Origin of the sequence: Nonomuraea sp. KM88 (assembly GCF_052245635.1) — a bacterium.
Classification (GTDB): domain Bacteria; phylum Actinomycetota; class Actinomycetes; order Streptosporangiales; family Streptosporangiaceae; genus Nonomuraea.
This window is the reverse complement of the sequence record NZ_JBQQCC010000005.1, coordinates 310,513-336,174: the sequence shown is the minus strand read 5'-3', so window position 1 is coordinate 336,174 and position 25,662 is coordinate 310,513. Positions and strand designations below refer to the sequence as shown.

The window sequence follows — 25,662 nt, the reverse complement described above, 5'->3', positions numbered from 1 at the left end:
TTACAAAGTAGATTTCTGGGCCAGCCGGGACAACACGTCCGGCAGATCACCCTCGTGCACCACCGTCAGCCGCCGCGTCGCCCGCGTCACCGCGACGTACAGGTCCTGCCCGCCCATCGGCGACTGGTCCAGGATGCCCTGCGGATCCACCACCACGACCGCGTCGAACTCCAGCCCCTTGGCCTGCCCCACGGTCAGCGCCACGACCGGCGCCTCCAGATCCCCCTCCGGAAACAACCGCGCCACCTCGGCGTGCCGTGCGTCCGGCGTCACCACGCCCACCCGGCCCGCGCCGATCTCGGCGCCGACCTCCGGGCCGGTTTCCGGGCCGGCCTCCGGGCCGGCCTCCGGGCCGGCCTCCGGGTTCGGCTCGGCGCCGACCTCCGCCAGCTCCGCCGCCACCAGCAGCGGCAGATCCGCGAGCCGGTCCGCCGCCGCGAGGCGCACCGCCCGCGGCTCCGCCCCGCCCGACCGCACCGACTCGGGCGGCTCCTGCTCCGGCGCGAACGCCCGCAGCACGTCAGCCGCCACTCGCATGATCTCCACCGGGGTGCGGTAGTTCACCAGCAGCCGCTCCACCCGCCAGCGGCCCTCCAGATGGGGGTCGAGCACCTCACCCCACGAACGCGCCCCCGCCGCCGACCCCGTCTGCGCCAGATCGCCCACCACGGTCAGCGACTTCGCCGGCACCCGCCGCATGACCATCCGCCAAGCCATCGGCGACAGCTCCTGCGCCTCGTCCACGATCACATGCCCGTAGGCCCACGAACGGTCGGCCGCCGCCCGGTCGGCAGTGGTCAGGCCCGAGCCGTCGTCGGCGTGCCGCTCGGCCAGCACGTCGGCCCGCTCGAAGATGCCCTGCTCGGCCACGCCCGTCGACTCCAGCACCTCCCGGGCGTAGCGCTCCTGCTCGGCCCACTCCTGGCCGGCCTCCCTGGCCGCCACCCTCGCGGCCGAGTCGTCCTCGCCCAGCAACTCGGCCGCCTCGTCAAGCAGCGGCACGTCGCCCGGCGTCCAGGCGGAGCCGGGCGGGCGTACCAGCTCCTGCCAGGCCAGGCCCGCCGGAGCCACCGACCCCAACGTCTCCGCCGACGACAGCAGATCGTCGATCAGCCGCTGCGGCGTCAGCTCGGGCCACAGGCCGTCCACCGCGCGCCGGATCTCCGGCTCGCCCCACAACCGCCGCGAGGCCAGCTCCAGGTCGATCTCGTCGAGATCGGCCTCCAGATCGAGCGGCTCGACCAGCTCCGGGTCGTCCACCTCCAGTTCCTCGATGTGCAGCGACTCCTCCAACGCCCGGGCCTCCGCCCTGGCCAGCTCCTTCAGCAGCTCGCTCACGTACAGCTTGCGTGCCATGTTGTGCGGCAGCCGCACCGCCCGCGCCCGCTCCCGCAACCGCGCGCACACCTCGTACGGCACCCGCAACCGCAGCCCGTCCAGCTCCACGACCAGCTCGCCGTCCGGCACCGCCTGGCGCAGCTCCAGCGCCCTGGCCACCACCTCGGCCATCCGCAGATCGCCCTTGGCCACCGCAGCGGCCGGGGAGTCGGCCGCGCGCGCCCGCACCCCCGGGAACATCTCCCCCACCGTGGCCATCACCACCTGGGTCTCCCCCAGCGCCGGCAGCACCTGGCTGATGTAGCGCAGGAACATCGGGTTGGGGCCCACCACCAGCACCCCGCGCCGCTCCAGCGTGTCGCGGTGGGTGTAGAGCAGGTACGCCGCCCGGTGCAGCGCCGCCACCGTCTTGCCGGTGCCGGGACCGCCCTGCACCACCAGCGCCCCCTGCAGCGAGGAACGGATCACCCGGTCCTGCTCGGTCTGGATAGTGGCCACCACGTCGCCCATCCGGCCCGTCCGCCCACGGCGCAGCGCCGCCAGCAGCGCCGCCTCTCCGACCAGCGAGCGCCGGTCGCCGTCGCTCATGCCGTCCAGGTCGAACACTTCGTCGTCGATGCCGACCACCGTGCGGTCCTTCAGGTGCAGGTGGCGGCGGCGCACCAGCCCGCCGGGATCGGTGGCCGTGGCCACGTAGAACGGCCGCGCCGCCGGCGCCCGCCAGTCGATCAGCACCGACTCGTGCTCCTCGTCACGCAGGCCGATCCTGCCGATGTACGTGCTCCGCCCGGAGCCGTCGTCGATGCGGCCGAAGCACAGGCCCCGCTCGACCGCGTTCAGCTGAGCCAGCCTCCGTGCCTGCTCCGAGGCCATCGCCTCGCGTTCGACCATCGCCTGGCGGGTGCCCGTCGCCCTGCCGTACGCCGCGCGCAGCGCCTCCTCCGCCCGCTGCCGGGCGGCGTCGAGCCGGCCGTACAGCCACGACACGGCACGCTGTTCGCTGTCAAGGGCTTGCGCGAAACCATCTTGACGATTAGCCATTCGGTGGTACACTCCTATCGGGAGGGCTGTGAACGCTCATGCTAGGTAAAGGCAGCATTCGAGCTTAACCCTCCGCCCCCTCGCGCGCAAACCCCTCGCGACCCGTCTCCCCGCCGCCGCGTATCGTCGTGAGTGAGGAGGCGACAATGGCTGAGACGACCACGATTCACGTGCGCCGCGTCTACGACGAGCCCACCGGCGATGACGGCACCCGGGTGCTGGTCGACCGGGTCTGGCCGCGCGGAATGGCCAAAGACCGGGCCCACCTCGACGAATGGTGCAAACAAGTCGCGCCCTCGGCGGAGCTGCGCACCTGGTACGCACACGACGCCGAGCGCTTCGAGGAGTTCGCCCGCCGCTACCGCAGCGAGCTCGAAGACCCCGAACGCGCCCAGGCCCTCGCCCACCTGCGCGAACTCGCCGCCAACCGGCCACTCACCCTGCTCACCTCGACCAGACGACCCGAGATCAGCCAGGCGGCCGTGCTCGCGGATGTGCTCAGCACGTAGGCCCGGCGGCGGGCGGGCCCCGCCACCCTTCCCCGAGACCCTGCGCCCTGCGCGCACGGGCCTCATGACGGCATGCCACCGGGACTGCGCGCGAGCACGCAGGCCACGGGCGGGTCGAGCACGAGCGTCTCGACCCGCAAAGAGACGAAACCGGCCTCGGTGAGCAGCTCCCGCAGCTCGCGGGCGGCCCGGACCGTGGTGTCCCGGGTAGCACCAGCTCGCGTTATCTTTGGTGACTCCCAGTAGTGCAGCAAGTACTTGGAGTAGTGTGGGCGGCTACTTGAAGCACAGTATCTGGGGGTTCGTACGGCATGTTGGGCAGGTCGGGTACGGCAGAGCGGCACTACCGGGCTGAACGAGCGGTGGCCGCCGACGAGTCGGTGTCGTGGGTGGTGGTCGACGATGATGACCTCGAGTTGCATGTCGAGGCGTGCGCGTACCTGGCGGGGCTGCGCGGGGCGGGCCGGGCGGGCCGGGCGTACAACACCGAGAAGACCTACGCGGGCCGGATCGCCTTGTACTTGTCGTACTGCCGAGGTCATGGGCTGGACTGGGCCGGCCCGAGCCTTCCGCAGCTGATGTCGATGATGCGCTGGCTGGTGGACGAGCCGATGCCGTCGCGATCACGCAATCCGGGCGCTCCGGTGCGGTATCGCAGCGAGGGCACCGCGAACGCGATCATGGGGACGGTCGGGGAGTTCCTGTCGTTCCCCGTCAAGTCTGCGTGTTGAACTTTTGCCGTTGTCTCGCCGACGTCCTGATGCTCAGGGGTGCAAGCCGGAGCCACGGGCTGCTGGGCCGGACGAAGAGCGAAGAGGACGGCCCCGGCGTGAGCGTGGGCCTCCAGCGTCGTGTTCCGGGATGGCAGCATGCGGCGGGAAGGCTCAGAGGCTGTCTCTCAGTGTCGGTAGTTGCGAGGCTCCACCAGCGGTGTCGGCGGTGGCGAGGTGATCGTGCAGGGCCGCGTGGCGGAACTGGTAAACGGGGCCGACGGCACGCAGTAGTCCTAGGCGGTGGGCGTCGTCGAGGAAGTCCATGACCCGCCAGGGAAGCCGGCGTTGGAGGGCTAGCCGGGCCACCGCGATGGTGCAGACCAGCCACGCATGATGGTTGCCCATCACGAACCCGGCCGTCAGGCCAACCGCGAGCCCGATCACGAGCCCGTACTTGGGCACGCCGTCGAGCTCGATGAACCCGAACGTGAGCACGACCGTAAGCCCGACCGCGATCCCGGGCACGATCATGCGCAGAAGGGTGAGCGTTCTGTCGGCTCGCCAACTGGAGCGGGGTGTGCTGGTTGATTCGAGCGTAGGCTGTTCCGCCCAGGTGATGAGCCAGGGTGCCAGGGTGATCCCGAGCCAGATGACGGGTCCGAGCACGACCACGAATGCAGCCGTCATCGCGGTCCCGGCCGCCCCGGCCTCAGGCCCGGCCGCGAGTCTGCCCACGATCAAGACCGCGAGCCCGGCCCCGAGCCCCACCACGAGCCCCACCACGAGCCCCACCACGAGCCTGACCACGAGGGCGGCTATGTTGAAGCGGAAAGAACGGAATGTTCGTCCGCGCAGGCGCAGGTTTGCATAGCCGGGTTTTTCGTTAACCCAAGATGTGGCGCGCACGAGCCCGAACACCAATCCGGTTATGAGCCCGGGCCAGGTCCAGCTGATGAAGACGATGACGACCCAGAATGTGAGTTCTCTGGCTCCGGTCATGGGTATGAGCCCAGGCGGCATTCCGACCGCGAGCCCGGTCGTGAGCCCGACTGCTGGTCGGATGTGGGGTGTGGTGCGGGCGATGTGCCACCAGGTGATGTCGCGGGTGGAGGCCGGGGGGAAGGCCCGGGCCAGGTAGGTCAGGTAGCGGCGGGTGGCGTCGGGGTCGAGCCGGTGGCGGGGCCGGAAGTGGTCTGCGGGGTCGGTGCTGGGCGGGCGGGCGGCGATGACAGCGGGGATGACGTGGTCCAGCAGGTGAGTGCGCAGCGCGTCGGCGTCGGCACCGAGAGGGCCGGTCAGGGGGGCGGGGTCGGCCCCGGAAGCGACATAGACGGTGCGGATCAGCCACAGGCCCAGCGGGGTTGCGGCGAGCCGGGTCAGGCCGGGGACGGCGCGGGATCGCAGTGCGGCCAGGATGTGGGTCCAGGCCTCGGTCGGGGATGAGGGGAGGCAGGCGGTCAGGTAGTCTGCTGCGGCCTGCGGGGTGAGGGGTTTGGGGACGATGACCGCCGCTGCGGTCAGCGGGCGGCCGGCGTCGTGGACGGCGGTGGTGAACTCGGCGCGGCGGCTGGTGAGGATGAGCTGGTCGCGGGCGGTCAGCGAGGCGTTGAGCGCGGCGATCACCTGGGCGCGCGCGGGGGCGAAGATTTCGTCCAGTCCGTCCAGGACCGGCAGGATGTGGCCGCCTTCGGCCAGCGCGGCGGCGGCGCCGGCGCCGAGCTGCGGAGCGGCCAGTGCCGGGTAGTCCTGTTCGAGCCGGACAGCGAGCCAGTCCTGCAGGCGGGGATGGGCGCTGGTGTCCCAGCCGGAGACCGGCAGCAGCACCGGCACCGGCACGACCTCCCCCTCGCCGGCACGAGCCTGATCGGCGGCGCGGGTGGACAACAGCTGCAGCAGCAGCTGGATCGCCAGGGTGGTCTTGCCCATGCCGGCGCCGCCGGCGATGACCAGCCGCCGCCGGGTCAGGGCACGGAAGGCCTCCGCCACAGCCGCCATGTCGTCGCTGCGGCCGGTCAGGGTGAGCTCGGCCTCGTTCGTGATCAGACGGGGCTGGCTCATCACTGTCTCGTCGGCGATGAGCTGCCAATGCACCGGGATCGGTTCGGGATCGTCGAGCAGCCGGTTGCGGGCCTCGTCCTGCCATTGCCGACGCACCAGATCGGCTAGCACATCGGCGGCTCTTGTCACATCGGCGAGATTGCCGGCGACGGTGTTGCGGCGCCTGGCCCACGTCACGACGGCGGCCGTGGCCACCGCTGCGGCGATCGCGACCGCAGCCAGGTCAGCCAGATTGACCTTGTCGGTCCGGTCCAGCGCGCGCCCCACCAGCACCACCGTCGCGACCAGCGCAACGATGGCCAGCAGAGCGGCCGTATTCCACCAGCGGATGCGACGTCGGCTCACACCGATATGATCGCCGCCGTCCAGCACCCGCGGCATGCATCAGGGCCCATCCCGGTGCCGAATCGTGACTATCGGCAGCCCGCCGCAGTCATCGCCGACGCCCTCTTAGCGCCGACGGAGCAGCGGCGTGACGTTCGGTTCAGGCAGGCCCAGCTGCTCCCGCAGTTCCTGGTTCTCCAGGGTGAGCTGGTGAATTGCCCGGACTAGAGCGGGGACGTCCTCGCGGATTTGTGCAAGTTCTTTGTTCTTGTTCGCGATCGTCTTCTTCAGCTTCTTGATCGTCTCGCGCAGCCGCACCTCGACGTCGGGGGTGGCTCCGCGAGCTTTGACGCGCTCATAGAACTCGTTTCGCAGGTCGCTTTGGCGCTGCGTGAGCGCGTTGCGGGGGACTTCGGCTTCCTGGGCAGGGCGACGATGGTGAGGGCGCCGGTGGAGTTCTCCGGCGCGCTGGCCAGGATGCGGTCCATGGCGGCGCGGATGCGCTCGCGTTCGTCGTGGGCGGGGCTCATGCCGAAGGCTCCTGAATAGTGATTCGGGTGCGGTCGTGCGCGTCAGCCTGGGCGCGTAGGTTGCCGGCTCGGGCGCGAAGCCGGTCGGTGATCGGCTGAGGGGTGTGCTCCCGCGCCGCCCTATGCCCGGACACGAACATCGAGCCTCCTGATACCGGGGAGTATCCCTTTTACGGCAAGAACGGCTACTACCGCAGCTGGGAGGCCACAAATCTCTCGACCGAGCGGCGTGATGCGGTCGAGAAAGAAGCGGAAAAGAGCGGGACCCGGCCGTCGGCCATCACCTATGTCATGACACATCCCACCGCAGTGAAGACCGCCCTGCTGGCCGATGAGGCGACCCGAAGGACGGCGCGGGAGGCCTTGGAGGAGTTCGAAGCCCGCCAGGCCGCCGCGGATGCTGAAGACCGCGCCGCAGCCGCCGAGGTCACCCGCCAGCGGCAGCGCGAATACGACAGCGAACATGACGGGGTCATCCACGCCGAGCGGGACGCCTATGCCGCACAAGCCCGCGAAGCCAGCCAGGGATCGCAGGCCGAGGCGTCCATGGACGTCTTCAACGCCATGGCCGAGATCCGCATGGCCGCCTCACGGGCGCTGGCGCTGCTGAGCAAGCAGCAGATCACCTTCACCACGGACCGCGCCGAGGCCATCGCGGAGCTGTGTGACGGCGCCGAGGCGGCGATCGCCGCCGTCCGCGACATGGCCACCGGCGCTGCTCTGGACGACGCCGCACTCGCGGCCTTCATGGACGAGAACGGCAAATTCCTGTGAGCCGCCGCCGTGATGAGACGGGCTGGACCCGCGCCGAGACCGACGTCGCCGAAGTGATGATCTGGCTGCGCAGCAACCACGGCCGCGAGCTCAGCTACGCCGACATCGCCGCTGGCGTCGGCATCAAGGACGGCCCCCGCCTGCGGCGGGCCGTCAAGGTCGTCCGCGTGATCGCGGCCAACCGCGGCGACCGCCTGCGAGTTCAGCGCCCGCGACGCCATGTCCGCCGCCCGCGCGGCGATGACCTCGGTCAAGGACATGCACCGCGCCACCACCTTCGAGGCCGCCAACCCGCACTCGATCGCCCGCACGGAGTCCGCCACTATGGCCCAAGCCGCAGACGAGTGCATCACCAAGGTCGCCGGCCTCGATACGGTCGGCGAGCAGGCGGTCCGGCGCAAGAACACCAGCCTGCTCACCCAGATGATCGCCGACCTCGAAGCCCGCCTCACCGAGCCGGCAGCAGGCTGACCGCGACCGTCATCGCGTTAAGGCAACCGTCCCCGGCCACGCCGCACCCCAATGACCGGCCAAGGAGCCCGTCATGACTCCGCTCGAACGAACCCTTGCCAGAGCTCCCACCGAGGTCGTCATCAGACTGGATCTCAGCGACGACGACGCCATCACGCCCGCGGGCACCATGGAGGTGATCGAGCCGGTGGCCGTCCTCCTGCAGGAGTTGTCCGAGCAGGACCGGCAAGCCCTCGCCGACCTGATCAACCAGTTCGCGCACCAGGAAACCGACCCCGAACGGCAGTTGTCTGTCAAAGAAGCGCCTGAAACCTTGGGTCTCCTGGCCTGAGGGAAAGCACGATGTGAGCGCGCGGCGAAAGGCGGAGCCAGGCCGGCCAGCTGCCCGCGTCCTCGGGATCGTCAGGCAGGACGTCCACCAGCAGATTCGCGGCCGTCTGCCGCCAATGGTCGCGCTCAGTCCCTGGGGCTACGCGATCACTATCAGGTTCAGCCGCACGCACTCAGCGCTGGCTAGTCTCCCTGGTATCCCTGGCGCAGGATCCGCTGCCCTTCTTCAGTTGCCAAGAATCGACGTCGAGTCTCTGCAAGAGCCGCCGAAAGCTCTCGTCTCGCCTCGGCCTCTCGCTGCTGTTCCGCCTGGCGTTTTGCTTCCCAGAATCGGCGCTCTTCCTCCGTCCAAACCCTCGGCGCTGGTGGGGGTTCTGGCGGCCGATACCAATTGCGAACAGCCCTCAGCCAACCCAGCAAGAACCAGAGGGCGAATGCCCCCAAGCCTGCGAGAAGGACCCAGCCAATCACAATGAGAGCTTGCTCCATGGGGTGAGCCCCTTCGCTCCATGAAACGCGTCGCCAACATCATGCCTTCCGAGCGCTTCGGTGTCCCTCACAACGACGAGACGGAAGGTTTCATCGCCCCATCCGGGCGTGAAGAAGGCTGAGCAGGAGGAGCCGTCGCATCCACTGCGCCCGCAGGCCTGTCCCAGGCTCAGCGACACGCTCTGTCTTCACCGAGGCTGTCATCCAACTCGACCAACTTGGCCTACGTGAAAGAAGAGATCATCATCTCCTGAGCTGCTGGAAGAGTCCGACGACCCTAGATAACGTGGGGAGCCGCTCCACCGGGTCGGGCCACATCCCCACGGAGTTGACGGCCAGAACGTCCTCGAGCGGATCGCCGAAGCCCGGCAGCCGCTCCACCGACGCGTGCGCGAGGTGCCGTCACTCTGGTCGTGCACGAGCACAAACGGCTCGGCCGCGGCCTGGCCCTAGCCGAACTCGCCGAGCAGCTGCGCGCCGCGGGCGTCGGGCTGGAATTCCTCACCGGCGAGCTCCAAGGCACCCACGATCCGACCCGCGTGGTGTTCACCGTGCTGGCGGCGCTGTCGGGGATGGAACGCGAATACATCCGCGACCGCGCCCTGCAAGGCCACGAGTCCGCCCGCAAGAACGGCAAGGCCATCGGCGGCGCCACCGTCACCGACCCCGCCATGCTGTCCATGGCCCTGCACCTGCGCGACCAAGACCTGAGCCTCCGCAAGATCGCCGCCCGCCTGGTCATCACCCAGGGGGCGAAGAAGGGCCGGCACCCCTCGCCGGCCACCGTCATGCGCATGTTGCGCAATCACGACGAGCGCCACCTCGTCTAGGAGCACCGACCGGCGCGCTGTGAGCGCGTCATATCGCGGCGAGAACTTCGGCCCGGACACCAGGAGGGGCCGCTATCGAACCTTCCCGACCATTAGCCCTCGTTGCGTGTGTGGAGGGTCGCCATGTGGAGTCCGGTCGCGTCCCACCATGCGATCACGAGGTGGCCGGCGTGGTCGCGGGTGAGCGTGGGACGGGCGAACACGTCGCCGGCGGCGATGGGACGGGTCGTGCAGCTGGTGCCGAGACACGAGATCAGCACAATGCTGGTCCCTTGCCGTCCGGCGACGAGGACTCGGCCGGATCGATCAAGGGAGACCGCGGGGGCCGGTCGGGTGCCCGGCGCGGTGGGATGGAGGCGGGCGATGGGGAGTCGCGCCGAGTCGGTTCGCGCGCAGTCCGGGGATTGACAGCTCACGAGCGTGGGAGGGCCGTTTCTGCCTTCGTACAGCACCACGGGGCGCCCGTCGGGCCGTGTGATCACCTCGACCCCCTGGGCCCCCTCCCGGGAGACCTGATTGATCACGATGGGTTTCCGGCATTCGGTCAAGTCGCACGAATGGATGCTGAGCGTGCCTTTGTGCCGATGTGCCACCGCCGCGATGATTCGCCCGTTGGCTGACGCGGCGACGTCGACGATCGGCTCCACGTCGACGTCCTGCGTGGTGCCCTTGGTCGTGTCCGTGCATCGCGGATCCCGGCAGGTCACCAGGGTCAACCCGTCCTTGTGGCCGGGCCGATTCTTCTGATAGGCGATCACCGCCCGCCCATCGGAGCCCACGTCGGTGGCCAGGACCGGGAACGTCCGGCCGGGAACCTCCAGATCAGTGCCGGGAACGCAACGGGCTCGCTGATCGCAAAGCCACGATGTGAGGTTCGGTTCTTGGATCCGCGCCACGAAGTAGCCGTCGCCGGGCCCGACGGAGACGGCGCCGAAGACCTCACCTCCCGGGCTTTCCAAGGTGGCCCAGCGATGCTCGCGGCAGCGGCGATCATCGCAGATCAGCTGTGTTTCGCCCGATACCAGCGAGGGACGGCCATCCCGGCCAACGGCGAAGGCGTCGATGCCGTCGCGGTCGTAGTCCATCCAGGTCAGCCGGGTGTGGTTGACCCCCGAGCGTGGGTCGATGGTGTGCTCCCAATGGTCGCCGGTGGTGATCTCCTGCCAGGAAAGCGGGTTGAACACCGCCATCCCGGCCAGCAGCAGCCCTGGAAGTAGGAGTCCGCCGAGGGCGATGGGCGGTCGCGGTCGCCACGCCTGTCCGGGGCCGGGCAGTCCATCGCGGAGGGCGGTCAACTCTCCCTCCGGCACCGCCTTCAGGAACAGTACGGCGAGCACCGCCCCTTGAACCGGGACGGTCAGCAGGAGGAGCGGAAGGCCGATAGCCGTGGCCGGCACGACAACGGCCACCCGGTCGCTCATCCAGTACGCGCCCACGACCGCCAGCACCGGAAGGATCATGCCGGCGACCAGCGTTGCCGAGATCGCCAGGCGCTTGCCGGAGGCCACGCTGAGGGCCCTGGCCAGGGCACCGACCAGCCCTTGTCGTTCCAGCACCACAGCGGGTATCGTCAGCGCGCCCTGCATCGCGACCAGACCCAGAAGGAGCACCACGAACACCCGGCCCGGGCCTGGCCTGGTCACGAGGGAGGACGAGATGAGCACAGCCGCGCCGACCACGACACCGAGGATGACGAACCCGAGCAACGCGGGCCAGCGGGCCAGGCACGCCCGCAACGCTCCCGCCGGCGAGACCGGCCGGTCGAGGAGGCGACCGGCTGCAATGAGCGTGGTGGCGGAGACGACCAGCACGATCGCGAACGCACCCACCGCTAGGCCCACGGCGGCTGAGAAGACAAGCGCCGGTCCCGGCTGCCCGGTGTATCCCGGCCGGCCGTTGACGAGCGCCACCTGGTCACCGACGACCAGCGCCAACGCTGATCCGATCAGGAGGACCAGCGGGGCCAGGGTCGACACCACGACTGTGACCATCGCGATCCATGACCGTCGTACCAGGGTCATCGCCCCGCGGAGAGTTCCTGTGCGCCGGATGTCAGCACGCCACGGCCCATCGCCCATATCAGTCATTTGCCGACCATACGGTCCGTCGATTTAGAACGGCTTATCGTGCGCGACTATGCCCCTTCAGGAGGGCGGCACGTCGTGACGGGCAGGGGCATCGGCGCTCCCGAGCGGCAGGCGTTCGGCGACGTCGAGACGTACTTCGCCGTAGGGCTGAACGTGCTGCCAGAACAGCGGAGTCAGCCCGCGCCGATCGGCAGGTTTGAGCAGCGTGGCCCTTTCGGGGTCGGCCAGGACGTCCTGCAGCATCGGGGGATCTCCGCGTTGTCCAGCGCAGAGGCCACGATCCGGGAGATCCGCCCAGACGTCGGCGGTTCGATCCGCTCCTCACGCAGATGCTTGCGCAATTCCTCCCGGACCCGCTCAGAACCCGCTGTGGTACTCGCCGGCGGGATCGCGGCGCTCCTCGCCGGAGCTTCGCTCGAAGAAGCCCACGCCAGGTCGCACGCGCCTGACCAGGCCGCCGGCACAAGCGATCTCACCGCCGGCGCTCGGGTTCTGTGACCGCGAGCCGGCCGCTCGATCGTCCCTCAGCCCGCGCACCGCAGGGCATCACCTCTCCAGGGCATCCCGAAAGCCGGGTATCAGCAGACGCGCCCCCGTCGCACGGCAACCGGCCACGCAACCCACGAAGGGCGGGTTTCCTTCGTCGGAGCAGCCCACGATCACGGTCGTCGACCCGTGCCTCGGTCACCGCTGAAGCGGGATGCTAGTTTGACGCTCCATGTCGGACTATCTGCGCGACCTGTTCTCCCTGCACGGCCGGCGCGCCCTGGTCACCGGCGGCAGTTCCGGGATCGGCTACGTCATCGCCGAGGCCATCGGCCGTGCCGGAGCCGAGGTCGTGGTGGTGGCCCGCAGGCAGGGCGCCTTGGACGAGGCCGTCACCCGGCTGCGCGAGCACGGCGTCACCGCCTCCTCGATCAGCGCCGACCTCGGCGACCGTGGCGACGTCGAGCGGGTCCGCGCCACCGCGGGCACCATCGACATCCTGGTCAACGACGCCGGCAACAACATCCGCAAACCCATGGCCGACCTCACGGTCGACGACTACGAACGCACCCTGGCCGTGCACCTCACCGCGCCGTACCTGCTCGGCCAGAACTTCGGCCCTCAGATGGCGGGCCGCGGCTGGGGACGCATCATCAACATCGGCTCCCAGCAGTCGATCAGCGCCTTCGGCGACAGCGGGGTCTACGGCGCGGCCAAAGCCGCCCTCGCCGGGCTGACCCGCTCCCAGGCCGAGGCGTGGTCGGCCCGCGGCGTGTGCGTCAACACGATCATCCCCGGATTCGTGCTGACGCCGCTGACCGAGCCCGCCCAGGCCGTGCCGGGCCGGGTCGAGGCACTCGCCGCTCGCCACATGACGGCCCGCAACGGCGTGCCCGAGGACTTCGCCGGGGCAGCGGTGTTTCTGGCCGGTGACGCCTCCGCATTTGTCACCGGCCAGATGCTCTTCGTCGACGGCGGGTTTTCGGTGCACTGAGGCAGATCGGTGCACCGAAAACCCGCGCCTTTACTTTGTAGATTACTTACGGCGGATCCGGCGCACCCCCGACCCCTCATGCCAGGCGTCCATGACCAGCTCGTCGCCCTCGACCCTCGTCCACACCACTTCCGTCAGCTCGATCCGGAACAGGTGGGAATCAGCCGCCGGAATCTCGAACGCCTCCAGCACCTGCGCGTCGGTGACCTCCACCGCGCGCCCGGCGAGCTTCACGTCGCCCTCCCACGCCGACGGGTCGTCCATGTCGGGCTCCGCCGAGGCGACGTGAAGCGCCATGCGCGGATCGCGCCGCAGGTCGAGAGCCTTGACGGCGCGCGGCATCGAGCCCGTCCACAACTCGCCGTCCCGCCAGCTCGTCTCGATGCCGCTGACCCGCGGCGAGCCGTCCTTGCGCAGCGTCGCCAGGACCCGGTGCCGGCTGCCCTCCAGCAGCCGCCGCGCCACCCCCGCCAGCTCGGGTGCCTCCCGCTCGAACTCCTGCCATGAAGCCATGGACGCCATCATGGACGACCGCACCGACAGAATCGGCCGGCGACCACGGTGCCGGGGCGACGGCAACGACCCGCCCCCTCCCCCGCTCCGGCCCGACCACGCGGTCAGCGGCTCAGACCAGCGCGGCGGCCAGCAGGAAGATCGCGGATCCATGGGCGAGAGCGGCCGCGATGACACCCGACCGCAGCCGCAAGAAGGCGCAGATCAGCCCTTCGTACAGGGTGAAGACCAGCAGCGGCCAGCCGACGTCGGTCACCGTCGAGGCCAGGAAGGCGTGGCAGGCGGCGAACAGCAGGGCCGACAGCGACGCCGCACGGATGCGGCCGGCGTGCTGCTCCAGCCGGCCCTGCAGAAACCCCCGGAAGAGCACCTCCTCGGCGAGGTTGCCCGCCAGGCTGAAGAGCAGCAGCACCGGCAGCAGCGAGACCGCGACCGCGCCTCCCCGCGCCGACAGCGGGGTCGGCAGGGACAGCAGCAGCACCGGAGCGGCCGCCAGCACGCCGCCGCCGATCCCCCGGACGAGCGTGACCGGGGTGAAGCGGCCCCAGCGCACCAGCGAGCGCAGCCCGCTGTCCAGGCCCAGCACGGCAGCGGTCAACGCCGCCGTGCCGAGGCCGAACAACAGCAGGATGCCCGCCTGGTCGGTGAAGCGCAGCCACGGAACGCCACCCACGGCGCCCAGCCGCCAGAACCCGAGCGGGGTCATCGCATCCCTGATCAGCACGAAGCCGAAGATGAGGATCAGGATGCGCAAGAGCGGATCCCGCCCGGCGCCCGCCAGCGTGAAGCACGCGCCGAGCAGCACCATGCCGGGCAGGATCCGCAGGCCATAGGCCAGGAGATCGGGCAGCACGAGAACGTCTCCGTTCCTGAAGAGGGGGAAGGCAGGGAAGTGCGGAGCGACCGGCCCGTCCTTGCGAGCTCCCGGCGAACGGCGGGGGCGACCGCGGTGCCGGTCACGTGGCCGTGGTCATGGACGTTCGGGCCCGGCAAGGTGCGCGCCGGCGGCGGGGAAGGGGACGACGGCGCGCACCTTGCCACCCGCGCCGTGCTGGATCGGCTCGGTGCCGCGTTCGAGGCGCACGTGGCCGAGGTGGTGACGGGACAGCAGATCGCGCATGCGGGCCTCGATCTGACGCCAGAGGGTTTCAGGGTCGGCGCCGGGTGCGGGGTGCAGCCGGACGCGCAGCGTGGCCGGCGCGGTCTGGACGATCTGGAACAGCTCCAGGCCGGGCACCGCTTCCAGCAGCGTCGCCAGCGGGAGCGGGGCGAGGGTGACCGGCGCCTGTTCTCCCGCGGGGCCGGGGCGGGGGAAGGTGAGCAGGTCGGCGGCGCGGCCCTGGACGCGGACGGCCGGGCCGGGGTGGCCGCACGGGCACGGATCGGGCCGGAGCAGGACGCTGTCGCCGAGGTCGTAGCGCAGGATCGGTTGCACGTGGTTGGCCAGGTTGGTCAGCAGAACGGTGTGCGAGGGCTCGCCTGCCGCCACCGGCCGGTACCGCTCGTCGACGGGTTCGAGAATCGCCCAGTCGGCGTTGAGGTGCATCCAGTTCTCGGAGCAGCCGTAGGACAGGAACGGGCACTCGTTGCAGGCATAGCTGGTGCGCACCTTCGCCCCCAGCGCGGCCGCGATGCGCGCGTACTCGCCTGTGGGCAGGCCCTCGGCGGTGAGCATGACGAGGGCGGGGTCGATGTGCAGCCGTCCGGCTTCGGCCTCGCCGGCCAGCAGCGCGCCGATGCTGGCGTAGGGGGCCAGCACCGCCGGGCGGAAGGCGTTGAGCCCGGCCACCAGGTCCTCCAGCGGTTGGTGCACGCTGAAGGCGGCGATGCTGGAGCGTCCGCGGAGCCGGGCGGCGGCCACGGTGGAGGCGAAATGCCCGCCCTCGGGTATCACCAGCGCCGTCCGGGCGCCGCCGCGTGCGATGCGGGCGACGTCCCGCACGCTCAGCCAGCCGGTGAGCATCCGGGCCAGCATCGCGGAGGTCACCGCCGTCGCGCGGGCGTCTTGCAGGAAGATGCCGTGCGTGCCGGTGGTGCCGGAGGTGGTGGTCAGGGTGTAGCGGCCGGCGAACGGCTGCCCGACGCGCGCCGGGTCGCCGGCGAAGGCCCGTGCCCGCGCCAGGGTGAGGGCCCGGTCGGTGACCCAGTCCTCGAAGGCGGCCATCAACTCGGGCTTGCTGGTGGGCGGCAGCAGGGCCAGGCCGGCCACCCCGGCCGGCAGGTCCCGGTACAGGCGCCGGTAGTAGGGGGAGCGGGTACGCGCCCAGGCCACGAGCTCGGTCAGGCGGGCCCGCTGCCGGGCGGCCATCGCCTGCTCGCCGCCCGTCCTGGCGCGGCGGGCGTCCGCCAGCAGCCGCAAGGCCGAGGCGTTCATGCGCCCGCCACCCAGGTGCCGGGCACGGGTGCAGGGTGAGCAGCGCACAGGTCGGCAGCTGGACACGGCAGCTTGGTGGGAATCACGTGGAGAGGTCCTTCCTGGGCGGTGGACGACCCGGCCGGGCACCCACGGGAGACTCGGCCAGGCATGAATGCGTGGCCGAAGGTCTCGCCCACCGGTCGGTGACCGGTCCCCGCCGCCGGAGAACGCGAGGTTCTCAGCATGTCGACGTGCGGGCGTTGCGGACTACTCCCCTTCGGAGTGCCTCCCATCCTCCACATATTTTGGGAATCGCGCAAGTGTCGAAATGTTGGGGTGAGCGGCGGGCCGCCTGCGCGAGACAATGGAGAGACGATGTCGACCTCCCCCGATCCGGGTTCACCCGGCGCCGAGCACCCACCGCCGACCCCCGCGCAGCTGAGGGCGGCGGCCGAGACGTTCGCCCTGCTGTCCAGCCCGGTGCGACTCCACCTGATGTGGCTGATCACCCACGGCTCCTACGACGTCAGCACGCTGGCCACGCACGCGGGCATCAGCATCGCCACGGCCTCCCAGCACCTCGCCAAGCTCCGCCTGGCCGGCCTGATCACCGCACGCCGGGACGGCCGCCGGACGCTGTACGCGGTGGAGGACCCCCATGTGATCACGCTGATTCGCCAGATCTTCGATCACATCGCCCCCGACGGGAGCCTGGCACCCGACCCTCCCCGGTAGCCGCGATCCCGCGGTCCGCGAGGGCGGCTCACCCCGAACGGATGGCCCGCCGGACGTGGCGCGCCGGCAGTTTGGCATACCTCGCCCCCTCTCAGTACGTTAGTAAATGAACCAGCATTTACTAACGGGAGACCTCCATGACCACCCGCCGCCCGTTCACCTGCTCGGTCTTCATCGGCATCAGCCTCGACGGGTTCATCGCCCGCGAGGACGGCGACCTTCACTGGCTCACCAGCCGGGGCGAGGCCGCCGGCGGCGACCTGGGCTACGACGCGTTCATCAAGGACATCGACACCGTCGTCATGGGCCGCGGCACGTACGAACCCGGCCTGACCTACGACCCGTGGCCGCATGAGGACAAGCACGTGGCCGTGCTCAGCAGCACCCTGCCCGAGGACGCCGACCCTCGCGTCACCGTCCACCGCGACCTCGACGCGCTCCTGCGGCACCTGACAGAGCGCGGCGCCAAGGGCGTCTACGTCGACGGCGGCCAGGTGATCCGCGCTTTCCTCCGTGCCGGACTGATCGACGAGATGACCCTGACGACGGTCCCGGTGCTGCTGGGTACGGGGCTGCCCCTGTTCGGCCCGGTCGGCGGGGACGTCCCGCTCGCCCACGTGTCGACGCAGGTGTTCGGCGCGGGCGTCGTCCAGTCCACCTACCGGGTCCACCGCCCGTCCGACTGAAGCCGCGCATGATGGCGCTCGCCCAGCTCAAGCGGCTTGTGACGGCCCGTCGGCGGTGTAAGACTGGACCTGACGGGAGGGGGGAACGTCATGATCGAAGTCAAGAGCATCGACAAGCCCGACGAACGCCGCGACTTCCCGATGGGCCACCTGGAGGTGTGCAACCTCACCGGGCTCACCTTCGGCGTCGCCACGTTCGAGCCGGGCTGGCGCTGGTCGGCCTCCGTCAAGCCGATCGCGGGGACGGACCTGTGTGAGGTCCACCACAACGGGTTCGTCGCCGAGGGACGCCTGCGCATCCGCATGAACGACGGCACCGAGGCCGAGGTGGGCCCGGGCGAGGTCTTCGTCTGCCCGCCGGGACACGACGCCTGGGTCGTCGGCGACCAGCCGGCCGTCGTCTACGACTTCGCGGGCGGCGCCGCCGACTACGCCAGGACCAGGAGCGGCTGACCGCACCACTCACCGCCGCATCCGGCCCGCCCTCCCCGGCGCGCCCACTCGGGGATCCACCTCGCCTCTCACGGAGGATGGGCCGGCCACGCGGCACACGGATCCGGGGAGGAACGCCCTTCGGCGGGCGGACGCGGGCTACGCGCGACGTCGGGCTCGGTAGGCGCTGGCCTTGGCGCGATTCTGGCAGGAGACGCCGCAGAACCGGCGCGAGGCGTTCCTGGTGACGTCGAAGAACACCAGGTCGCAACCGCTCGCGTCGCAGGAGCGCAACCGTATGCCCTGCCCGACGCCGATCACCATGGCCAGCGCTGTCGCGGCGTCGGCGGCCCAGGCGTCCACCCGGTCCGCCTGCGGCCGGTGAAAGGCCAGCATCGGCGGATCACCGTACAGGTTGGGCACGGCGGCGTGACGCACCAGGCACTGGTTGAGCATGGCTACCGCCTCCGAGGCGCCGGTGAAAGCGGGACGCAGTTCGGCGGCCACACCCGCGAGCCGGTCGGCCTCCTCGTCCGTCAAGGCCAGGCCGATGCCCGCCGCGCTGCCGTCCGGCACGGAGCCGGCCGCTCCGGCACGCGCTTGACCGCCGCCCTCGCCCGGGCCGGGCCCGCCCGCCCCGGCGCCGTCCCGCTGCGAGATGGTGTACGGCTGTGCAGCGCCGTCCGGGCCGGGGCGGGGCGGCGGGGAGGGGGTCCATGCGCTCCGGGCGAAGGCGGCTTCGAGGGCGGCGCGCCGCCCGGCGCGAGTCCCCGCGAACGGCCCCGCAGCCGGCTCGGCGGGCCGGCCGGCCGGGCGGCCGCGGGCCTGGGTGACGGCCAGTTCGTTCACCAGCAGGACCGCCAGCTCCACCCACCGTCCGACATAACTGTCTATTTGAGATTGACCAGTGATGCGCCATGCCTCTATCGTCACCGTCATACCTTATCTAGACAGTGAGGACATTCCATGAGCACCTGGTCCAGGCTTGCCCGCCGCATGTGGCACCAGCTCGAGCCGGTCCACGCCGCGGTGTACTTCTCGCCCCAAGCGTTCGAGGCGGCCGCGACCCTCGGATACGACGTCGAATCGCGCTGGCCGAGCTACTTCGCCTACCGCACGGCCCCGCTCGGGCGGGCCGGAGCGGGGCTGGCCACGGCGGCGTACTACAGCTTCAGCCCGCGGACGGTGGCCGAGCACGTGCCGGCCGTATGGGAGGTGGCCACGCCCGGGCAGGTCCTGGCGGCCCGGCTGGCGGCGGTCGACAGGACGTACCGCGACCTGATGGGCGGCAAGGTGGACGGACCCGAGGCGGCGGAGGCGGCGGAGCTGGCCAGGCGGGCGGCCGAGAGCGTGACGGTGGCGGGGCGTCCGCTCGCCGCGGCCAACCTGGATCTGCCCTGGCCCGAGGAGCCGCATCTGGTGGTGTGGCGGGCCGCCACCGTGCTGCGCGAGCACCGGGGTGACGGGCATCTGGCGGCGCTGCAGGCCGCGGAGCTGGACCCGTGCGAGTCGCTGGTGTCGTTCGCGGCGATCGGCGCAGCCCCCGTGGCGAACTTCGCCGGGCGCGGATGGAGCGAGCAGGAGTGGGCCGCCGCGCGGGAACGGCTGGCCGGGCGCGGGCTGGTCGGCCCCGACGGCGGGGCCACCGGGCAGGGCAGGGCGCTGCGCGAACGGGTCGAGCTGATGACGGACGAGCTGGCGGCCCAGCCGTGGCGGCTGCTCGGGGAGGAGCACGCCGAGCGGCTGGCCCAGCTCGTTTCGCCGTTCCTCGGCGCGGTGTTCGAGGCGGGGCTGCTGCCCATGACGAGCACGCTGGGCATCACCACCGTCGCGACCCCGGGCTGACCCTCGGATCAGCCGAACCCCGGGGCGGGCTGCCACAGGCTGATCTGGGTGCCCTGGTCGTCGGTGCAGGAACAGCCCCGCCCCGACCGGCCGGCGAACACCTCTCCGGTGCTGCCGCCCAGCTTGCGCACCTGCTCGACCGCCGCGTCGATGTCATCCACGTGGTAGTAGAGGTTCGGCTGCGCGCTGGGCTCGCCGGCGACGAAGCCCATCGGCACGGCGGTGTTGGTGACGTGCAGGTACGTGTCGCGCTCGCGCCTGAACTCCCAGCCCAGCAGTGGCCCGTAGAAGGCGGCTGCCCTGTCGATGTCCCGGACGGACAGGGTGTAGTAACCGAGATCGGCGGCCATGGGCGTACCTCCGCAATAATTGTCGCTATCGTTAAGGAGAGAGCCTAACAAAAGGCGGCAACCATTAACAACAACGTTAACGATCTGGACGGCACGCTCGCGGCGCTCGCCGACCCCACCCGGCGCAAGGTCATCGACCTGCTCCGCGACGGGCCACGCCCGGCCGGCGAGCTCGCGCAGGCCGTGCAGATGAGCGCGCCCGCCCTCAGCAGGCACCTTCGCGTGCTGCGGGCGGGCGGTCTCGTGCAGGCCGAAGCCGGCGGTGACGACGCCCGGCTGCGCCTCTACACCCTGCGCCAGGAGCCGTTCACGGCGCTGCAGGCATGGCTCGACCAGGTGCAGGCGTTCTGGGCCGAACAGCTCGGCTCGTTCAAGGACCACGTGGAGCGCGGCGGATGAGCTCCGTGCGGGCCAGCGTCACCGTCCCCGTCGAGCCCGCGGACGCGTTCCGTGCCTTCACCGACGAGATCGACAGCTGGTGGGTGCGCGGCCGCCACAGCTGGGTCGATCCCGCCCGCGCGGTCGGCATCCGCTTCGAGGACGGTTACCTGCGCGAGCTGTGGTCCGACGGCGGTCACGTCGACACCGGCCGGGTCCTCGCCTGGGATCCGCCGCACCGCCTGGCGTGGGCCGACCTGATCAACAAGACCGGGCGGATGGAGATCGAGGTCTCCTTCACCCCCGTCACGGGCGGCACCGAGGTCCTGCTGGAACACCGTGGCCTGGACACGCTGCCGCCCGACGTCGCCGGTCGCATCCGGAGCGGCTACTCCTGGCAGATCGCGCTGCGCTGGTTCGCCGGCCGGTGGGAGACCTACCGGTGGGAGACCTAGCGGCGGCCGTACTTCTTGTGCACGGCCTGCTTGCTCACGCCGACCGCCTCGGCGATCTGCGCCCAGGCCAGCCCCGCCACCCTGGCCCGCCGCACCTGGACCGCCTCCAGACGTTCGATCTCCCGGCGCAGCGCGGTCGTGGCGTGCAGGGCCCGCAGCGGATCGTCGTCCTGCGCCTGCCTCATGAGGGTCGCCAGGTCGTTCGTCATGCACTAAAGGTAATCCAGCAGCAGCGCGCTGATCTCCTCAGGACGTTCGAGGGCCGGCAGGTGCCCGGCCCACTCCAGCTCCACCAGCCGCGCCCGGGGCAGCTCGGCGGCCAGGTGCCGGGCGGAGGCCGTGAAGTACGGCAGGTCGTGCGCGCCGGCCACCACCAGCGCCGGCACGTCGATCGCCCGCGCCGACAGCTCCCCCTCGACCTGCTCGGGCTCCGGGTCGGCGGCCAGCTGCACCTCGAAGGCGTGCCGCTGCATCGCCACCAGCCGATCCCACGCCTCCGGGGAGGCCTCGGGACCGAGGAGGGTGCGCGCGTTCAGCTCGGCCGCGCCCTGCGCGTCGCCCTCCTCCAGCAGGCGCTCCTCCTCGTCCCAGTACGCCCGCAGGTCCGCCGTGGGAGGCAGGTCGGCCATCGGGTTCAGCAGCACCAGCCGGTCAGCCAGCCCGGCCGCGGCCAGCTCCAGCGCCACCCGGCCCGCGCCCGACGAGGAGACCAGCGCCGCACGGCTGATCTCCAGCGCGGCCAGCAGACGGGCCACGTCACCGCTGTCGCTGTACGGCCCGTCGGCACGGTAAGGGCTGCGCCCGTACCCGCGGAAATCCACCTTGATCACCCGGAACCGCTCGGACAGCGCCTCCCACTGCGCGTCCCACATGCCGGAGTCGGCCGCCGTCGAGTGCAGCAGCACCACGGGCTCGCCCGTCCCCCGCTCGTCGTGCCAGATCGTCATCGCGACTCCACCGCCAGCCGTACGCCCAGCCCGATCAGCACCACGCCGGAGACCTGCTCCAGCCTCCGCCGCACCGCGGGCCGGCCCAGCCACGCCTTCGCCCGCGCGACGGTCCAGATGACCAGCGTGTACCAGAGCAGGTCGACCAGCACCCACACGAGCGCGAGCGTGACCAGCGTGATCGGCACGTTCTGGCCGGCCGGCACGAACTGCGGCAGGAACGACATCGCGAACACCGCCGCCTTGGGATTGGCCAGGCACGTCCCGAGCCCGGCCAGGTAGGGCCCGCGCAGTCCCGGCACCACCTCGCCTTCGGCGGGCGGTGACCCCTTGCGGGCCTGCCACAGCGCCTGAGCGCCCATGACGACCAGCACCACCGCGCCCACGACCCGCATGGCGTCGTAGGCCAGCTGCGAGGCCACCACCAGCGCCGACAGGCCGGAGGCCGCGCCCAGCCCCCACAGGAGGATGCCGGTCTCGTTGCCGAGCGTGGCCGCCAGGCCCGAGCCGCGGCCGGCACGCAGCGTCTGGCGCATGATGACGGCGGTGCTCACCCCTGGCGCCATGGCGACCAGGACGCACGCGCCTGCGAAAGCGAGAAGATACATGCCGGAATGCTGACAGACTCGAGGCCCGGTCATCGCCTCATTTATTCGTACACCTTGCCGAGCTCGGCGACCGCCTCACGCATCAGGGCCCGCAGCTCCGGCGGCTCCAGCACCTCGACGTCGGCGCCCATGCGCAGCAGCAGCCAGCGGGCGTGCGTGACGGACTCGACCGGCACGGTGAGCGTGAGCCACCCCTCGGGGTCGGGCTCCCCCGCCGCGGCCAGCGCCGCGCCGACGACGTCGCCGCCCATCGTGTACGCCAGCAGCTCGCCCCTGCCGGGCGCCAGCCGGATGACGGCCTCGGCGGTGTACATGCGCTCGCGGAACTCCTGGGCGTACGCGCGCCAGAACCCGCCCAGCTCGAACCCCTCCGGGCGGCTGAACCGCCCCGGCAACGTCTCGACGGCCAGGATGCGCGCCACCCGGTAGGTACGGGGATCGCCCCCGGGCCGGCCGTCCGCCGGCGCGGCGACCATGTACCAGGAACCGCCCTTGAGCACCAGCCCGTACGGATGGATCACCCGCTCGACCTCGCGCGGCCCCCAGCGGCGGTAGGTCATGCGCAGCGGCCGCTGCTCCCACACCGCCTCCGCCACCTCGCTCAGATGCGGCACGTCGTCGCTCGTGCGGTACCAGCCGGGCACGTCCAGCAGGAAACGCTCGCGCATCCGGGAGGCGTGCGAGCGCGGCTCGGGCGGGAGCGCGGCCAGCAGTTTCAACTCGGCGTTGGCGGCCACCTCCGCCAGCCCCAGCTCGGCGGCCGGGCCGGGCAGCCCCGCCAGGAACAGGGAGGAGGCCTCCTCGGAGGTCAGCCCGTTGAGCCGGGTGCGGTAGCCGTCGAGCAGCTGGTAGCCGCCCGCGGGGCCGCGGTCGGCGTAGACCGGCACGCCGGCGGCCGACAGCGCCTCGACGTCGCGGTAGACCGTGCGTACCGACACCTCCAGCTCGGCCGCCAGCTCGGGCGCGGTCATGCGGCCGCGTGACTGCAGGAGCAGGAGCAGCGAGAGCAGGCGGCTGGCACGCACGTCCACAGTGTATTCGCGCCCGTCACTCATGCTCGGCGGGCACCAGGTGGCGGGCGTGATCGGGTTCGCCTGCTCCGGGGCGGGGCCGCCGTGCTGCCGCAGGTGTTCTCGGCCGCCGGGCGGCGTGACCCCGCGCCGGGGCGGGCGGCGTCGATCGGCTGCCCGGGTTCGTGCCGTGATGGATGTCAGCCGAACTGCTGCCAGCCCAGCCTGACCACCATGGCCGCCACCACGCACAGCAGGATGACGCGTACGAAGCCGGTGCCCCGCCTGAGCGCCATGCGCGCGCCGAACTGGGCGCCGGCCACGTTGCACACCGCCATGCCCAGCCCCAGGGCCCACTGCACGTGCCCCTGCGCCCCGAACACCAGCAGCGCTCCCAGGTTCGTCCCGATGTTGATGATCTTCGCGGACGCGGAGGCCGAGACGAAGTCCAGGCCGAGGATGGCGGTGAAGGCGATGATGAGGAACGTTCCCGTGCCGGGGCCCAGGATGCCGTCGTAGAAGGCGATGCCCACCCCCGCCGTCGCCACCGCCGCGACCACCCGGCCCCGGGTGCGCAGGTGCGGCTCCGGCACGGCTCCCATGGCCGGTCGCAGCGTCACGAACGCCGCCACCGCCAGCAGCACCACCATGACGGCAGGCCGCAGCACCTCGGCCGAGATCGACGCCGCCGCCCACGCCCCCAGCCCGGCGCTGAGCACCGCCAGCGCGGCGCCCGGCAGCGCCACCTGCCGGTCGACCTTGGTGGAGCGCGCGTAGGCCACGGCCGCCGACGCGGTGCCGAAGACGGAGGAGAACTTGTTGGTGGCCATCGCCTCGACCGTCGGCATACCGGTCACCATGAGCGCGGGCAGTTGCAGCAGACCGCCGCCGCCCACGACGGCGTCGACCCACCCCGCTCCCGCGGCGGCGCACAGCAACACCAGGACCTGCTCCAGCGGCACGCCACTCCCCCGATTTCCCCCAAGAAACCCCAAGAGTGTACAAGTCACACCTCAGCCGATGGTGACGGGATCCGGGCGGTCAGCGGGCCCCGGCCGGCGTGCGCTTCCTGGAGGCGTAGATGTCGTCCACCAGCCCGTAGGAGCGAGCCTGCTCGGCCGTGAAGATGCGGTCGCGCTCGATGTCCTTCCTGATCTCCAGCGTGCCCCGCCCGGTGTGCCGCGACAGGATCTCCTCCTGCTGGTCGCGCATGCGCAGGATCTCTCTGGCGTGGATCTCCAGGTCGCTGCCCTGCCCGCGCCCGCCCTCCGTGGCCGGCTGGTGCAGCAGGACGCGCGCGTGCGGCAGCGCCGCCCGCTTGCCCGGCGAACCGGCCGCCAGCAGCACCGCCGCCGCCGAGGACGCCTCGCCGATGCAGACCGTGTGGATCTCCGGCCGGACGAACTGCATCGTGTCGTAGATGGCCGCCATCGCCGTGAACGACCCGCCGGGCGAGTTGATGTAGATGTTGATGTCCTGGTCGGGGTCGAGCGACTCCAGCGTGAGCAGCTGCGCCATCACGTCGTTGGCCACGGTGTCGTCGATGGGCGCGCCCATGAAGATGACGCGGTCCTCGAACAGCTTGGTGTAGGGGGTCATCTCCTTCATGCCGTAGGAGGTGCGTTCGGTGAACGAGGGCAGCACGTAACGGCCGTTCATCGGACTTTCCTTTCGCCGGAGCCCTCGGGCCCGAGCCTTGGGGAGGAAGCGGACCGCCGCGTGGCGGTGCGTGGATCGACGGTTCGCCGTCCGGGCGAGACGTCGCGTGAACTCACCTCAGTTCATCCCCCTCTGCGATGTGGTCGACGAAGCCGTAGTCGAGCGCCTCCCGGGCGGTGAACCAGTGGTCGCGGTCGGAGTCGGCCTGGATGCGCTCCAGCGGCTGGCCGGTGTGGTGGGCGATGATCTCCGCCATCCTGCGCTTGGTGAAGAGCATGTTCTCGGCCTGGATCGCGATGTCGCTGGCCGAGCCGCCGATGCCGCCGAGCGGCTGGTGCATGACGATGCGGGCGTTGGGCAGGGCGTAGCGCTTGCCCTTGGCCCCCGCCGACAGCAGCACCTGGCCCATCGACGCGGCGAACCCCATCGCCACCGTCGCCACGTCGCACGGCACGAACTGCATCATGTCGTAGAGCGCCAGCCCCGCATGCACGGAACCGCCAGGAGAATTGATGTAAAGGGTGATGTCGCGCGCGGGATCCTCGGCCGCCAGCAAAAGCAGCTCGCCGCACAGCCGGTTGCAGATCTCGTCGTCGACCTCCTGGCCGAGAACGACGATGCGCTCCTTCAACAGGCGCTGGCTGAGCTGGTCAGGCCACTGCGCGCGCTGGGTCTCCGTCATGAACGTCACCTTCCCGTGCGGGTATTTCCGCG

32 protein-coding genes are annotated in these 25,662 nt (G+C 71.0%); 14 read left to right on the top strand and 18 right to left on the bottom strand.

Translation table 11 applies throughout. The features are described from left to right. Positions 1–2,379, bottom strand: coding sequence for a HelD family protein (locus ACTWPV_RS18155; protein WP_443152659.1), 2,379 nt, complete (start codon positions 2,377–2,379; stop codon positions 1–3). Between the two features lie 146 nt (positions 2,380–2,525). On the opposite strand from ACTWPV_RS18155, the gene ACTWPV_RS18150 reads away from it, so the two are divergent. After that, positions 2,526–2,888: a DUF488 domain-containing protein gene (locus ACTWPV_RS18150; RefSeq protein WP_443152658.1), complete on the top strand. Its 363-nt coding sequence runs from the start codon at positions 2,526–2,528 to the stop codon at positions 2,886–2,888. A gap of 62 nt (positions 2,889–2,950) precedes the next feature. Here the strand turns inward: ACTWPV_RS18150 and ACTWPV_RS18145 are convergent, their stop codons facing one another. Beyond that, positions 2,951–3,142, bottom strand: a complete 192-nt coding sequence (locus ACTWPV_RS18145) for a hypothetical protein (RefSeq protein WP_443152657.1) — start codon at positions 3,140–3,142, stop codon at positions 2,951–2,953. 108 nt (positions 3,143–3,250) lie between these two features. On the opposite strand from ACTWPV_RS18145, the gene ACTWPV_RS18140 reads away from it, so the two are divergent. Continuing rightward, positions 3,251–3,619 (top strand): hypothetical protein, encoded by a 369-nt coding sequence (locus ACTWPV_RS18140; protein ID WP_443152656.1) that lies wholly within the window; start codon positions 3,251–3,253, stop codon positions 3,617–3,619. A 153-nt stretch (positions 3,620–3,772) separates the two neighbouring features. On the opposite strand, the gene ACTWPV_RS18135 is transcribed toward ACTWPV_RS18140, so the two are convergent. Together ACTWPV_RS18135 and ACTWPV_RS18130 are read right to left on the bottom strand one after the other, a co-directional pair. Continuing rightward, positions 3,773–6,040, bottom strand: a complete 2,268-nt coding sequence (locus tag ACTWPV_RS18135) for an NACHT domain-containing protein (RefSeq protein WP_443152655.1) — start codon at positions 6,038–6,040, stop codon at positions 3,773–3,775. Positions 6,041–6,109: 69 nt separating this feature from the next. Further along, the gene (locus ACTWPV_RS18130) at positions 6,110–6,301 is read right to left on the bottom strand and encodes a hypothetical protein (protein WP_443152654.1); all 192 of its coding nucleotides are present in this window, start codon (positions 6,299–6,301) and stop codon (positions 6,110–6,112) included. A gap of 63 nt (positions 6,302–6,364) precedes the next feature. Here ACTWPV_RS18130 and ACTWPV_RS18125 point away from each other — a divergent pair, with 63 nt between their 5' ends. From ACTWPV_RS18125 to ACTWPV_RS18105, 5 genes are all read left to right on the top strand, one after another. Beyond that, the gene (locus ACTWPV_RS18125) at positions 6,365–6,532 is read left to right on the top strand and encodes a hypothetical protein (protein WP_443152653.1); all 168 of its coding nucleotides are present in this window, start codon (positions 6,365–6,367) and stop codon (positions 6,530–6,532) included. A gap of 83 nt (positions 6,533–6,615) precedes the next feature. Further along, entirely contained in the window at positions 6,616–7,287 is a 672-nt protein-coding gene (locus tag ACTWPV_RS18120) for a hypothetical protein (RefSeq protein ID WP_443152652.1), read from the top strand. A 219-nt stretch (positions 7,288–7,506) separates the two neighbouring features. Continuing rightward, on the top strand, positions 7,507–7,758 hold the full coding sequence (locus tag ACTWPV_RS18115) for a hypothetical protein (protein ID WP_443152651.1): 252 nt from the start codon (positions 7,507–7,509) through the stop codon (positions 7,756–7,758). A gap of 73 nt (positions 7,759–7,831) precedes the next feature. After that, entirely contained in the window at positions 7,832–8,089 is a 258-nt protein-coding gene (locus ACTWPV_RS18110; protein WP_443152650.1) for a hypothetical protein, read from the top strand. 901 nt (positions 8,090–8,990) lie between these two features. Then, the gene (locus ACTWPV_RS18105) at positions 8,991–9,407 is read left to right on the top strand and encodes a recombinase family protein (RefSeq protein ID WP_443152649.1); all 417 of its coding nucleotides are present in this window, start codon (positions 8,991–8,993) and stop codon (positions 9,405–9,407) included. 92 nt (positions 9,408–9,499) lie between these two features. Here ACTWPV_RS18105 and ACTWPV_RS18100 read toward each other — a convergent pair whose 3' ends face one another. Then, positions 9,500–11,317 (bottom strand): hypothetical protein, encoded by a 1,818-nt coding sequence (locus tag ACTWPV_RS18100; RefSeq protein ID WP_443152648.1) that lies wholly within the window; start codon positions 11,315–11,317, stop codon positions 9,500–9,502. A gap of 234 nt (positions 11,318–11,551) precedes the next feature. Further along, positions 11,552–11,737 carry a hypothetical protein gene (locus tag ACTWPV_RS18095; protein ID WP_443152647.1) on the bottom strand — a complete coding sequence of 62 codons (186 nt, stop codon included), beginning with the start codon at positions 11,735–11,737 and terminating at the stop codon, positions 11,552–11,554. 475 nt (positions 11,738–12,212) lie between these two features. Between ACTWPV_RS18095 and ACTWPV_RS18090 the strand changes: the two genes are divergently transcribed. Further along, positions 12,213–12,974, top strand: a complete 762-nt coding sequence (locus tag ACTWPV_RS18090; RefSeq protein ID WP_443152646.1) for an SDR family NAD(P)-dependent oxidoreductase — start codon at positions 12,213–12,215, stop codon at positions 12,972–12,974. A 42-nt stretch (positions 12,975–13,016) separates the two neighbouring features. Here ACTWPV_RS18090 and ACTWPV_RS18085 read toward each other — a convergent pair whose 3' ends face one another. The 3 genes from ACTWPV_RS18085 to ACTWPV_RS18075 form a co-directional block, all read right to left on the bottom strand. Continuing rightward, positions 13,017–13,487 carry a pyridoxamine 5'-phosphate oxidase family protein gene (locus ACTWPV_RS18085; protein ID WP_347645119.1) on the bottom strand — a complete coding sequence of 157 codons (471 nt, stop codon included), beginning with the start codon at positions 13,485–13,487 and terminating at the stop codon, positions 13,017–13,019. 112 nt (positions 13,488–13,599) lie between these two features. Beyond that, positions 13,600–14,340: a CPBP family glutamic-type intramembrane protease gene (locus ACTWPV_RS18080; protein ID WP_443152645.1), complete on the bottom strand. Its 741-nt coding sequence runs from the start codon at positions 14,338–14,340 to the stop codon at positions 13,600–13,602. 117 nt (positions 14,341–14,457) lie between these two features. Beyond that, positions 14,458–15,861: a hypothetical protein gene (locus tag ACTWPV_RS18075; protein WP_443152644.1), complete on the bottom strand. Its 1,404-nt coding sequence runs from the start codon at positions 15,859–15,861 to the stop codon at positions 14,458–14,460. 357 nt (positions 15,862–16,218) lie between these two features. On the opposite strand from ACTWPV_RS18075, the gene ACTWPV_RS18070 reads away from it, so the two are divergent. The 3 genes from ACTWPV_RS18070 to ACTWPV_RS18060 all read left to right on the top strand — a co-directional run bounded on the left by ACTWPV_RS18070 (position 16,219) and on the right by ACTWPV_RS18060 (position 17,717). After that, positions 16,219–16,578, top strand: a complete 360-nt coding sequence (locus ACTWPV_RS18070) for an ArsR/SmtB family transcription factor (protein ID WP_443152643.1) — start codon at positions 16,219–16,221, stop codon at positions 16,576–16,578. A gap of 137 nt (positions 16,579–16,715) precedes the next feature. Further along, positions 16,716–17,264, top strand: coding sequence for a dihydrofolate reductase family protein (locus tag ACTWPV_RS18065; protein WP_443152642.1), 549 nt, complete (start codon positions 16,716–16,718; stop codon positions 17,262–17,264). Positions 17,265–17,354: 90 nt separating this feature from the next. Next, positions 17,355–17,717: a cupin domain-containing protein gene (locus tag ACTWPV_RS18060; RefSeq protein WP_347645113.1), complete on the top strand. Its 363-nt coding sequence runs from the start codon at positions 17,355–17,357 to the stop codon at positions 17,715–17,717. 138 nt (positions 17,718–17,855) lie between these two features. Here the strand turns inward: ACTWPV_RS18060 and ACTWPV_RS18055 are convergent, their stop codons facing one another. Further along, positions 17,856–18,629, bottom strand: a complete 774-nt coding sequence (locus tag ACTWPV_RS18055) for a CGNR zinc finger domain-containing protein (RefSeq protein ID WP_443152641.1) — start codon at positions 18,627–18,629, stop codon at positions 17,856–17,858. A 33-nt stretch (positions 18,630–18,662) separates the two neighbouring features. Here ACTWPV_RS18055 and ACTWPV_RS18050 point away from each other — a divergent pair, with 33 nt between their 5' ends. After that, positions 18,663–19,541: an SCO6745 family protein gene (locus ACTWPV_RS18050; RefSeq protein ID WP_443152640.1), complete on the top strand. Its 879-nt coding sequence runs from the start codon at positions 18,663–18,665 to the stop codon at positions 19,539–19,541. A gap of 8 nt (positions 19,542–19,549) precedes the next feature. Here ACTWPV_RS18050 and ACTWPV_RS18045 read toward each other — a convergent pair whose 3' ends face one another. Next, the gene (locus tag ACTWPV_RS18045) at positions 19,550–19,891 is read right to left on the bottom strand and encodes a VOC family protein (RefSeq protein ID WP_347777195.1); all 342 of its coding nucleotides are present in this window, start codon (positions 19,889–19,891) and stop codon (positions 19,550–19,552) included. A 63-nt stretch (positions 19,892–19,954) separates the two neighbouring features. Here ACTWPV_RS18045 and ACTWPV_RS18040 point away from each other — a divergent pair, with 63 nt between their 5' ends. Both ACTWPV_RS18040 and ACTWPV_RS18035 read left to right on the top strand, forming a co-directional pair. Next, entirely contained in the window at positions 19,955–20,290 is a 336-nt protein-coding gene (locus ACTWPV_RS18040) for an ArsR/SmtB family transcription factor (protein WP_443152857.1), read from the top strand. Continuing rightward, positions 20,287–20,724 carry an SRPBCC domain-containing protein gene (locus ACTWPV_RS18035; RefSeq protein ID WP_443152639.1) on the top strand — a complete coding sequence of 146 codons (438 nt, stop codon included), beginning with the start codon at positions 20,287–20,289 and terminating at the stop codon, positions 20,722–20,724. Before ACTWPV_RS18040 ends, ACTWPV_RS18035 begins: the two co-directional genes overlap by 4 nt. Here the strand turns inward: ACTWPV_RS18035 and ACTWPV_RS18030 are convergent. From ACTWPV_RS18030 to ACTWPV_RS18000, 7 genes are all read right to left on the bottom strand, one after another. Next, positions 20,721–20,933, bottom strand: a complete 213-nt coding sequence (locus ACTWPV_RS18030) for a hypothetical protein (RefSeq protein ID WP_132599661.1) — start codon at positions 20,931–20,933, stop codon at positions 20,721–20,723. The two genes, ACTWPV_RS18035 and ACTWPV_RS18030, sit on opposite strands and share 4 nt — an antisense overlap. A gap of 3 nt (positions 20,934–20,936) precedes the next feature. After that, on the bottom strand, positions 20,937–21,671 hold the full coding sequence (locus ACTWPV_RS18025; RefSeq protein ID WP_347645107.1) for an alpha/beta fold hydrolase: 735 nt from the start codon (positions 21,669–21,671) through the stop codon (positions 20,937–20,939). Continuing rightward, complete coding sequence (locus tag ACTWPV_RS18020) at positions 21,668–22,279, bottom strand: LysE family translocator (protein ID WP_443152638.1); 612 nt, start codon at positions 22,277–22,279, stop codon at positions 21,668–21,670. Before ACTWPV_RS18020 ends, ACTWPV_RS18025 begins: the two co-directional genes overlap by 4 nt. A gap of 41 nt (positions 22,280–22,320) precedes the next feature. After that, the gene (locus ACTWPV_RS18015) at positions 22,321–23,304 is read right to left on the bottom strand and encodes a helix-turn-helix transcriptional regulator (RefSeq protein WP_443152637.1); all 984 of its coding nucleotides are present in this window, start codon (positions 23,302–23,304) and stop codon (positions 22,321–22,323) included. Positions 23,305–23,489: 185 nt separating this feature from the next. Continuing rightward, positions 23,490–24,251, bottom strand: coding sequence for a sulfite exporter TauE/SafE family protein (locus tag ACTWPV_RS18010; protein ID WP_443152636.1), 762 nt, complete (start codon positions 24,249–24,251; stop codon positions 23,490–23,492). A gap of 79 nt (positions 24,252–24,330) precedes the next feature. Further along, positions 24,331–24,948 carry an ATP-dependent Clp protease proteolytic subunit gene (locus tag ACTWPV_RS18005; RefSeq protein ID WP_347619437.1) on the bottom strand — a complete coding sequence of 206 codons (618 nt, stop codon included), beginning with the start codon at positions 24,946–24,948 and terminating at the stop codon, positions 24,331–24,333. A 112-nt stretch (positions 24,949–25,060) separates the two neighbouring features. Further along, positions 25,061–25,630, bottom strand: a complete 570-nt coding sequence (locus tag ACTWPV_RS18000; RefSeq protein ID WP_443152635.1) for a ClpP family protease — start codon at positions 25,628–25,630, stop codon at positions 25,061–25,063. Between the last annotated feature and the right edge of the window lie 32 nt (positions 25,631–25,662).

Bases quoted from the DNA above. Each gene is read 5' to 3' on its own strand.
- ACTWPV_RS18020 (WP_443152638.1), bottom strand. From the start codon at position 22,279: ATGTATCTTCTCGCTTTCGCAGGCGCGTGCGTCCTGGTCGCCATGGCG.
- ACTWPV_RS18110 (WP_443152650.1), top strand. From the start codon at position 7,832: ATGACTCCGCTCGAACGAACCCTTGCCAGAGCTCCCACCGAGGTCGTC.
- ACTWPV_RS18030 (WP_132599661.1), bottom strand. From the start codon at position 20,933: ATGACGAACGACCTGGCGACCCTCATGAGGCAGGCGCAGGACGACGAT.
- ACTWPV_RS18150 (WP_443152658.1), top strand. From the start codon at position 2,526: ATGGCTGAGACGACCACGATTCACGTGCGCCGCGTCTACGACGAGCCC.
- ACTWPV_RS18065 (WP_443152642.1), top strand. From the start codon at position 16,716: ATGACCACCCGCCGCCCGTTCACCTGCTCGGTCTTCATCGGCATCAGC.
- ACTWPV_RS18135 (WP_443152655.1), bottom strand. From the start codon at position 6,040: ATGCCGCGGGTGCTGGACGGCGGCGATCATATCGGTGTGAGCCGACGT.
- ACTWPV_RS18075 (WP_443152644.1), bottom strand. From the start codon at position 15,861: ATGAACGCCTCGGCCTTGCGGCTGCTGGCGGACGCCCGCCGCGCCAGG.
- ACTWPV_RS18090 (WP_443152646.1), top strand. From the start codon at position 12,213: ATGTCGGACTATCTGCGCGACCTGTTCTCCCTGCACGGCCGGCGCGCC.
- ACTWPV_RS18050 (WP_443152640.1), top strand. From the start codon at position 18,663: ATGAGCACCTGGTCCAGGCTTGCCCGCCGCATGTGGCACCAGCTCGAG.
- ACTWPV_RS18070 (WP_443152643.1), top strand. From the start codon at position 16,219: ATGTCGACCTCCCCCGATCCGGGTTCACCCGGCGCCGAGCACCCACCG.
- ACTWPV_RS18155 (WP_443152659.1), bottom strand. From the start codon at position 2,379: ATGGCTAATCGTCAAGATGGTTTCGCGCAAGCCCTTGACAGCGAACAG.
- ACTWPV_RS18085 (WP_347645119.1), bottom strand. From the start codon at position 13,487: ATGGCTTCATGGCAGGAGTTCGAGCGGGAGGCACCCGAGCTGGCGGGG.
- ACTWPV_RS18045 (WP_347777195.1), bottom strand. From the start codon at position 19,891: ATGGCCGCCGATCTCGGTTACTACACCCTGTCCGTCCGGGACATCGAC.
- ACTWPV_RS18005 (WP_347619437.1), bottom strand. From the start codon at position 24,948: ATGAACGGCCGTTACGTGCTGCCCTCGTTCACCGAACGCACCTCCTAC.
- ACTWPV_RS18000 (WP_443152635.1), bottom strand. From the start codon at position 25,630: ATGACGGAGACCCAGCGCGCGCAGTGGCCTGACCAGCTCAGCCAGCGC.
- ACTWPV_RS18115 (WP_443152651.1), top strand. From the start codon at position 7,507: ATGTCCGCCGCCCGCGCGGCGATGACCTCGGTCAAGGACATGCACCGC.
- ACTWPV_RS18060 (WP_347645113.1), top strand. From the start codon at position 17,355: ATGATCGAAGTCAAGAGCATCGACAAGCCCGACGAACGCCGCGACTTC.
- ACTWPV_RS18095 (WP_443152647.1), bottom strand. From the start codon at position 11,737: ATGCTGCAGGACGTCCTGGCCGACCCCGAAAGGGCCACGCTGCTCAAA.
- ACTWPV_RS18035 (WP_443152639.1), top strand. From the start codon at position 20,287: ATGAGCTCCGTGCGGGCCAGCGTCACCGTCCCCGTCGAGCCCGCGGAC.
- ACTWPV_RS18025 (WP_347645107.1), bottom strand. From the start codon at position 21,671: ATGACGATCTGGCACGACGAGCGGGGGACGGGCGAGCCCGTGGTGCTG.